At 42.8% G+C, this 9,876-nt stretch carries 6 protein-coding genes; all 6 read right to left on the bottom strand.

Annotated features, from left to right (window positions below; genetic code table 11):
* Positions 1–396 precede the first annotated feature (396 nt).
* Entirely contained in the window at positions 397–1,122 is a 726-nt protein-coding gene (locus ACWXWT_RS18510; protein ID WP_456043052.1) for a DUF6445 family protein, read from the bottom strand.
* 10 nt (positions 1,123–1,132) lie between these two features.
* Entirely contained in the window at positions 1,133–2,620 is a 1,488-nt protein-coding gene (locus ACWXWT_RS18505) for a tryptophan halogenase family protein (protein WP_456043051.1), read from the bottom strand.
* A 42-nt stretch (positions 2,621–2,662) separates the two neighbouring features.
* Complete coding sequence (locus ACWXWT_RS18500) at positions 2,663–3,682, bottom strand: cupin-like domain-containing protein (RefSeq protein ID WP_456043050.1); 1,020 nt, start codon at positions 3,680–3,682, stop codon at positions 2,663–2,665.
* Between the two features lie 5 nt (positions 3,683–3,687).
* Positions 3,688–4,410: a SapC family protein gene (locus ACWXWT_RS18495; RefSeq protein ID WP_456043049.1), complete on the bottom strand. Its 723-nt coding sequence runs from the start codon at positions 4,408–4,410 to the stop codon at positions 3,688–3,690.
* A 110-nt stretch (positions 4,411–4,520) separates the two neighbouring features.
* Positions 4,521–6,095, bottom strand: a complete 1,575-nt coding sequence (locus tag ACWXWT_RS18490; RefSeq protein WP_456043048.1) for a tryptophan halogenase family protein — start codon at positions 6,093–6,095, stop codon at positions 4,521–4,523.
* A gap of 310 nt (positions 6,096–6,405) precedes the next feature.
* The gene (locus ACWXWT_RS18485) at positions 6,406–9,333 is read right to left on the bottom strand and encodes a TonB-dependent receptor (RefSeq protein ID WP_456043047.1); all 2,928 of its coding nucleotides are present in this window, start codon (positions 9,331–9,333) and stop codon (positions 6,406–6,408) included.
* Positions 9,334–9,876: the final 543 nt, after the last annotated feature.

Genomic DNA, 9,876 nt, shown 5'->3' with positions numbered 1-9,876 from the left:
ATACCAATCCTATTAAATATGTGATCTTTCAGCGGGAGTTCAAAGTGCTGTAGGCAAGGCAGATGATTGAAGCGAATAGTGATCCTCGGTAACAAGCTCCTGCGTTACTCTACCTCCAGCATCTGACGAAGCATAAAGGACTTTGAAACCCGCCAGAATGGAGTCTCTCAGGTATTCCACTTCTGTGTTACATCGATTTAAAAGGGAACACCATTTCTACATCAATGTGCCTTGAATTGAAAAAACTGAGAGACTCTGAACTGACCAGATATTTAATGAGATTGGTATAAGTTAGCTGTGCATATTTTGAATAAACGATGATTAAGCAAAAGGCCCCCAGAAACTACGCTTTGTTAGCAACATAATGACCTTTTTATGTTAAATAGGCCGAAGTTGTTATTTGAAATCAATAAAAATATTGGCGGTTAAGCGACCTGAACTGGGGTTGGCATCTATGTCTGTTTGTGGATTGACTAAGGTTGAATGGAGTAAATTACCGGGATAAATCACTAAGCGATTTGGGCGGTATTCTATCTGATGATACAAACTGTAATGTGAGTCGGTGGCAATAAAGTAACTTGGCGTTATGTGTTTTTTTGCATCAAGAAAAGGTTGCGCTGTGGCAAAATAATGGTCAATGTTTTCAGGGGTGATCCGCTCATAGTCGGTTAAGTTATGTCTAAAAAAGCCTGTGTTGCCATGTGGACCATCATTGAGATAATGCAATATGGCAAAATAATAGGGATTTGGCGTGTCAAAATGAGGCAAGCATTGCAGCGGTGACAATGTTTCAGGCTGCTTGTCAATTAACGAAAAAACACACTGCTGCGGCTTTAAACGTAACTGTGTTGGGATGCGATAAATATCATAAATAAGTTGAAACACCGCATTAATGACATCGATAATATATTGTCTAGGTAACGATGTACGTTGCCCCGGGTAATACGAGTTTTGCTCATGACTAAATTGACCATGGTTTGTCGCAATATCTACCAGATTCGCCAGATCAGCGGCAAAGTCATCAATGATGATAATCGGGGTTTGCTGTTGGCCAATTAATTCAATGTGGGGTGTAAATGGCCCCACATTGATAATACGGTTGCTTGACGAGTTGGTTGTCATGTTTACAACCTTACATGCTGTTTGATTTACAGTAATGCTGCACAAAATCATGGTGCGCTGGCAAGGTATCAACTTTACGTTTTACAGTTGCTTTTATGTTGTTTAAAAAGCGGGATAGTTCAGCTTCGTCCATCATGTCGACAATAGGGTGATATTCTTTGGGCTGTAAGCCTTGGCCCATCATCACTTGTATCCACGAGCTTTCGCCAAACAATTCATTGCCATATTTATAGACTTTGCCTGATTGACTAAACATGTCGATACGATGTTGTAATGAGGCAGGAATTGGCATGTTTTTACAGTAACGCCAAAAACGATTGTCTTCGCGATCTGTGACTTTATAATGCAAAATAATAAAGTCGCGAATGTTATCCATTTCAACTTTAGTTTGTTGATTAAATTCAGTAATATCGGCATCAATAATGCCTTGCGACGGGAACAGCTGTAATAGGCGCACTATGCTGCGTTGGATCATGTGAATGCTGGTGGATTCTAAGGGCTCTAAAAATCCGGCAGATAAGCCAACAGCGACACAGTTTTTGTTCCAATGTTGGCGACGAGTACCGGTTTTAAACTTAATCACCCGAGGTTGATTGATCGGCGCGCCTTCAATGTTGTTAAGCAGTAACTCTGTTGCATCGGCATCTGAGATGTACTTGCTACAAAATACTAAGCCATTGCCTGTGCGGGTTTGTAACGGGATACGCCATTGCCAACCAGACTCGCGGGCAATAGAGCGAGTATAAGGAATAGGCTTTTGTACCGCTTCAGTTTGTACTGCAATGGCACTGTCGCACGGTAACCAGTGGCTCCAATCTTCAAAGCCAGTGTTTAAGGTTTGCTCAATAAGCAACGCTTTAAATCCGGTGCAGTCGATAAATAAATCGCCTTCAATTAACTCGCCATTTTCAAGCTTTAACGCGCGGATATAACCTGTGTCGTCGTGTTGTAATACGTCGGCTATTTTACCTTCGATGCGGGTCATGCCATGGTGCTCGGCAAATTTACGCAAAAACTTAGCATAAAGGCTCGCATCCATATGGTAAGCATGGTTGTAGTCTTGATTGGGTAGCACGGCAAATCGGCCTTGGCGAGCAGCTAAATGTTCGGTGCAATAGTCGCCAATGTCACTAACTAGGCCTTGCTGCTTACCCTTAAGCCAAAAGTGTTGAAAGCCACAAGCCCAGCAGTCTTTACCTAAAAAGCCAAATGAATGCAGGTAGTCTTTGTTGACATCATGCCAGTTTTCAAACTGGATACCGAGTTTGAAGGTAGCATTAGTGGCAGCCATAACATCTTGTTCTTTTAGTCCCAGTAAACGATGGAAAACATGCAAGGTTGGAATGGTTGCTTCACCGACACCAACAGTACCAATTTCATCAGATTCTACTAATACAATTTCAAGATTTTTGCCCAACAGTTTGCTAAAGGCGGCTGCGGCCATCCACCCAGCGGTTCCACCACCGGCAATGACAACTTTTTTGATTGATTTATTCATCTTGGGCATCCTGTTTGGCTTGATATCTTGCTGTGTTCAGCATTATCGTTTTAATTTATTGATTAAGTCTGCGCGTATTTTGCGGGCCGTTAATTCGTCTAATGGCTTAGTTTGCATGCCTTTCACATTGTCGGGAATATGACTGTCATCGACATCATCATGATCGAAAATGTAGTGTTCGAATATCGATTTCCATGCTTGGCGCTGAGCTTTAGGCAGAGAGCGTAAGCTCAATATGCTGTGCAATAAGGCATTGTTAGGCCGGCCTAAAAAGCCAGGAGTATCGCGCCACCAGTGGGTAATGAGTACGTTAAAATCATCGACGCCGCGAACATGGTGCCACCACATGCTGGGAATAAATAACACATCACCAGGGCTAAGTTCAGCGGTTAGGCTGGCGTCTAATGCCTGCTGAAAACGCGGGAAACGTTCAAAGTCGGGGTTAGTCATATCAACGAGACTAATGTCTTGGCCACCGGGTGCCAGTTCCATTGGGCCAACATACAAGTTACTAATTTGTTCGGGTGGAAAGAGGGTAAAGGTACGTTTACCGACCACGTTACACGCTAGGTTTAGCGGAAAGTCATAATGAGCCGCCACCTTGGTTTGATTACCTAACCAAATGCTGGTTAAGGGTTGCATGGGCGCTAAATCTAAACTGTTTTGTGCCCCTAAACCGGGTAAACATTGGTGAATGTCGGTCGAGCCCATGTACATTCCCGCAGGCGTGTCTTTAATCATTTCTTGGCTTAATCGGTCTAGCAGCTGATTAAAGTCCAATCGACCCGCTTGATAATTAAAACCATCAAGTTGTTCATTGTAAAACACTCTACCGTGTTGCTCTGGCGGGACATAATATGCGGTAACAGGCATGCCTTGATAAAACTGGCGCAGGTAAGTCATCGCGCTTTGTGCTGACTCTAATCCTGCCTGGACTAACGGCCAGTGGTGACACAACCCCTTAAATACCATAGGTTTGTCGGCATCACGGATTAAATCAATGACACTCTCTAATGTACATTCATTGATGTGTTCGACGCGCTGAGTCTGGGCCGTTGTCATCACTATTAACCTTGAGCATTCTTGAGATTAAGTAAGTCTCGTACATTGCTTTGCGAGGCTAATGTCATGTATATGGCTTGCAAGTAACCTTGCTGGTGCAGCTTTGCTAATGCGTCAGTAGACAACCCAGCTAAGGTTTCTTCATTGATGGTATAAAAACCAATCATCTGATTTTTTTGACCGTTGTCTAATTCAATATCTAAAGTGAAGGATTCCAGCAATTGATGTTCAATCAAGGCATCGACAAAGCGCTGACAGTCTTGTAAACCATGATGGATGACCTCAAGAATTTCGCCGATTTCATCGAGTAATGGCGTGTTACCACCGTAAGGTAAAAACAAGGCTTCACCCTCGGTTTCGCTGACCCTAGGGTGGTCTAAATCAACATGAATAACACGTTGTTGACGTTCAATCCCATCTTCTCGCACGGTTTGTTGGCCAATGAGAAAAGGTTGGCGACGCACGGTAAGCGGTACGTAAGATGCGCTCCAACCTTGATCGCTTAAAAACACGTTGTCATTCTGCTGAAAACCAAAAAGTGCCACCGCATAAAATTTGCCTGTGGCAGTATCTTTATGAAAAAAGATAGGATAGTGGGCTTGCACGCTGCGAAACTCTTGCGGAAATGTCACGCTGTACCAAAGGTTATCGCCAAGTGCTGCAGAGCGATGAGTCATCACTTTTAAGTCTTTGTGTTCAATGCTGTTTAGTAATACATGTTGGCTCATTTTGATGTCCTATCTTGTTCGTTCAAATACGTCGTATTTTTGTGATTATTGTACGTGAATCTTGCTTGTAATCTTATTGGCGTTGTTATCGTGATTATTTATGTCATGCCTTAAAGCTTAGGGAAACCATATTGTGCGACTTTATCGAGTAATGCGCGATTAGTCGGCAGGTTTTTACTAAGTGCTTGGGTGCGTTGTTGGTTGTCATTAAACAGTCGCTGTGCCAATTGCTGCATTGACGGTTTTGCATGCGTGGGTAATTGGGTATTAAAGCCCATGCCATAAAGCACATATTGAAAACTGGCTGCCGGGAATAAGGCTTCTTTATAACTAATATCTTGTTGGCTCGGTGTTTGATAACGCCATAATTCCAGCATGGCTTGTAAGCTGTCGGGTATTGAGTTTGACTCACGATGGTCGCGCCAATAGCGATCCTCTTGACGTTGACTGATGACATAATGCAGTTTTAAAAAGTCGATGATTTGTTGCCAATGTTGCTGATAACGCTCGTTAACTCGTGCCGCAATAGTATCCATCACCATACGGTTTGGCGGTAATTGCTGGGCTAAGGTAGACGCAGTCCATTCGATTAATGCCAAAGCGGATGCTTCTAGTGGTTCGATAAACCCTACTGCCATCCCGATAGCAATACAGTTATTTTGCCAGCATTTAGCACGATAACCTGGATTAATGGTCAGTTGTCGTGGCTCCAATTCGTCTGTTGCCGCGCCATCAACTCCGAGGTAATTAAACAGAGTTTTCTGGGCATCTATATCGTTAGTGTGGCTTGATGAGTATACATAACCAACACCTTTACGTGTTGGTAGGCCAATATCCCAAATCCAACCGTTTGACTGTGCAGTTGAGTGGGTGCAAGAGGCAATAGGGCTATTTTCATTAGAATAGGGGACTTGTATCGCTAGTGCGCGATCATTAAAAAGCACCGATTTTTGGCATAAAAAGGGCACTTGTAAATGTTCACCTAACAGCAATGATTTTGCGCCGGTGCAGTCGATAAATAACTGGCCACTGATTTCGCCATGTTGTTTGGTGATCAGCTTGTCGATGTCGCCATGCTGGTTATTAATAATTTGGCTGACATGGTCGCGAATATGGGTGACGCCGAGTTTTTGAGTGCAATGCTCGGTGAGTAACTGGCTAAACTTGGCGGCATTAAGGTGATAGCCGTAGTTATTTTGAAAATGATACTGAGCTGTGGCAATGCTTTTGGGGGCCAAACCAAGCTGAGTTAATACTTGCTGGCTGCAAACTGCTTCGGCAAAGCTGACTTGTTTTGCATGAGGCAACCAGTATGGGCATAAGTCGAGTTCTTGGTGACCGTGAGGCAAACTAAATGGGTGCAAATAACTGTCTGCGACGTTGCTTTGTGGGTCTTTGCACCAATTAATGAATCGTGATCCCTGTTTAAAGCTAGCATCACATTGGCGAATAAAGTCGTTTTCATCGATACCAATTTTGCTCAGAGTTGAGCGCATCGAAGGCCACGTGCCTTCACCTACGCCAATAGTGGCCACATCCGGTGATTCGATTAAGGTAATATTGAGTTTGGGAGAATGAGCTAAAATGCCTTTATCTACATTATGTTCAGCGGCCAGCAAACCAGCGGTTATCCAACCTGCGGTGCCGCCGCCAACGATGACGATTTGGGTGATCGCGTTTTGCATAATGTCTACCTGCGCCTGTGGCGTGAATGTTGTTTTTAGTTGTATCAGGTTTCGAAGAGTCAAAATTCACTCTTATTAGCATTCAGTAAAATGTCAGTCGTTTCAAGTTATAGTATTCATCTTGTAGCATTAAACATATAGCTTAGAAGAAAATAGTAACATCCTTGTTACTTAATATGTTGCAATAAAAAAGAGGTGACAAAGTGTGCACCTCAACGACCAAACAAGGAGACTTTAGTGTATGTTGCCTAACACTGGGGTATTAGGCGGTTAAATACACTTTATCTCAATCTTACATAATGCAAAGTGCTTAGAAGGTGTAACGGGCACCTAAGCTGTAACGCGCACCAGTTTCAGTAAGGTTTAACACTTGCTCGTTAGCACGACCGTGAACACGGGTGTACTCTTCTGTAATGTTAAGTCCTTCGAAAAACACTGTTAAGCCTTCAACTGATTCAATATCATAACTGACAGATAAATCAATTTGCGAATAGGCTTCAGTGTACTGTGGATTCGCTCCAGTATCTTGACCACGAGAATTTAAGAACTCATCGCGCCAGTTATAAGCTACGCGAGCCTGAAAACCATAGTTTTCGTACACTAATACTGCGTTAGCTGTGTCACTTAAACCGACAAGTGCAGGTTGGTCTTCTAACAAGTAGTTGTTATACACATCATCGCTATCAACTATGGTGTAGTTGGCAATGACACCAAAACCTGTTTCACCAAAGAAATGTTGTAGCGCTAATTCCCAGCCATCAATCACTGACTTGCGCGAGCTATTTAGTGGTGTGTCGATGTTAAAATTCATCAACTCATCGTTGTTAGCTGCACTGCCTATGATGGTTTCTTTCGCCGCATCAACCGCTGCGTTATCGGCAAAGTTTTCGAAAATATATTCACGAACAAACTTAGCGTCTGTTGTACCGGTTGCTGCCACAGCCGCTTTGTATAAATCACCTGATGCTGGGTTATAAATTCCATTAGTGGTTATAACGTTTGCGTTACTGATAAAGTTTTCGGTGTCTTTACGGAAATACCCTACAGACACATAACTTGATGGCGCGTAATACCACTCAGCAGAGAAGTCGATGTTTTTCGACTCTAACGGTAATAATGTTGGGTTACCCGCAGATCCGCCACCATTACTACGATTTGCAAGCGTGGCCAAAACGGTACCACCTTGAATGGCTGTATAATCAGGGCGACCAATTGTTTCGCTATAAGCCGCACGAAGCATGACATCTTCTACAATTTCAATATTGAAATTAAAACTGGGGAGTAGGTAATCATAATCACCTGTTTTAGTCTCAAATACTTGCTCACCTGTACCAATTAAAGCAATTTCAGTTTCAGCAATCCAACTGGCGCCATTGTATCCGGCTACAGCCGCGGTTGACGTGACATCAGTTTGCTCGTAACGAAGTCCAAAATGTACGTCATAAGGCATTCCTGCAATTTCGTTATCGTAGTTGTATTGTACATAGACTGCTTGTGATTCTTCTTCGGTATAACGATCTGTCTCTGCAGCGTAATTAGTCGATGGGCAAAAACCGTTACCACAATCACCACTTACGGAAGATGCATAATTCGCTGCAGCAAAATCACGTACTGACGCAAAATCCCACATAAAAATAGTATTTAAAACGTCGAAGTTACCATCGGCAAGCGAAAAATCACCGCCATTGGCATCAAATTTGTCATGGATGGTTTCGGCGGGGAACCACGACTCTTCAAAGTCACCGGCTGAACCCACTCCGCCCCAATCGTTACGTTGCACATTGACGCTTTGAGAATGGTTATTGACTTCGGTTAAGGCAATACCAAAGTCAATGCTGCCGGCATCGTCAAAGAGATATTGGCCGTCAAACTGGTATTGATCAATTTCAGACTTATTACGTTCATTAGTAAATGTTGAGCCAGTTAAAAGCATGTCAGAAGGTTTGACGGCATTACCACCACCAACCGCAAGAATAGGTAAGTCACCACTAAAATCAGTTGCCGCACTGGTACGAATAAACGCAGCAGTACTTAAGTTATTACTTGAGCCATAAAGGTTATTTGGTTTGTTTTCTGCCGTTGAGTTATGAGCGTCAAACGTTAACTTTAAGCTGTCCGTTGCTTGCCATTCGATGTTAAAGCCTAATGAACCGCTTTCGTTTCGCACGCCATAATCACCGGCTGCCATAGATAAATCCGCTGGAGCAGCGTAAGTTTCAGAGTAAATCAAGGGCGAGGCGACTGGGCCGTCACTCCATACGTTTTCAGATGGTACGAAGTTAAACCATGCTGATACGTCGTTAGATTGAGTATCGATGTCGTTGCGCATGTAAGTGTAATCTAAGCTTGCGACTACGCTGTCAACAGGGCTGTACTGTAATACGAGTTGACCGTTAGTTCGGGTTCTTTGCTGTTCTTCAAAACGATAAACCGTGGTTTGTGGCACTGAATAAATATCATCATCCCCAGGGCGATTAACTTGGGTGTTGTCTTTAGCAACGCCTCCCCACTCACTGTTGTCTGTGGCGCCCGGGAAGCTGCGCCAACCCGTGCCGACTTGGGCTTGCTGGTTACCACTTTCACGTTCTTGATAACTGGCTGAAAGCGAAATACCAAATTTGTCATCGGCAAAGGTATTTGAATATAAACCTGATAATTCTGGGGTAACCGAACCATTGTCTGTTGATTTGTCATCAACGGCTTTAACTCCAAATGTGGCTTTTAAGCCCGGAGAGTTAAATGGTTTGTGGGTTAAGATATTAATAGTAGAACCGATACCACCGGTAGGGTTTGACGCGAGACTGGTTTTATACACCTCGACGCCGCTGATACTTTCAGATGCGATGTTAGCAAAATCAAATGAGCGCGAGCCTGTCGTTACAGGCATTTGACGTCCATTAAGGGTAATCAAGTTATAGTCTGGACCAAAACCGCGCACAGTCACTTTACTACCTTCGCCGTTTTGGCGGTCAATCGATACACCGGTAATACGCTGAAGTGATTCAGCTAAGTTGGTGTCTGGAAACTTACCAATATCTTCAGCTGAGATAGAGTCTACGACGCCATTTGAAGAACGTTTCACATCCATTGATTTAATTAAACTGCCACGAATACCGGTAACTGAAATGACTTCGATATTCTCTTCATCTGCAGCATGAGCAGGCAAGATACTGCTCAAACCAAATACTAGCGATAAACTGGTCGCAAGCTTGGTTTTGTTAAATGTTCTTGTTTTCATCTAGGAAATCCCCATTGACTAGATTTTACTTCTCTCAAAATTGCGGGTTAGGCGCAAATCGTTTTTTTAATTCTCCATCCGCACTGTGATCATTATTTATAATTGTTGTGTTATAAAACTGCTAATGTAAGCGCTTACATAAAACTAGTGTAAAATGTGACCGCAGTCAACAAAAACAATTTCAAATTATTACATTTTATTAACCAATATGTTTAAATATTCGCAAGGAGTATCTTTAGTAATTGTTTTTCAATGTTTTTATTTTCATCCTTATTCCTTTAATAAATGTAAGCGCTTTCTTTTGTTAACGTAATTGTAAACGAATTTGTTTGTGATTTGTCTGATAAATAGGCATGTTTGGGATAGCGGAACCGTGCGGGAAATAAAGTAAGCTTGGTTATCTATACGCTATCGGTTGTGATACCAATCCCATTAAATATCTGGTCAGTTCAGAGTCTCTCAGGTTTTTCAATTCAAGGCACATTGATGTAGAAATGGTTGTTGCCTTTTAAATCGATGTAACACAGAAGTGGAATACCTGAG

The organism is Shewanella sp. A22, from assembly GCF_053850585.1.
The sequence above is the reverse complement of the archived record's forward strand: the minus strand, read 5'-3'. Positions and strand labels throughout refer to the sequence as shown.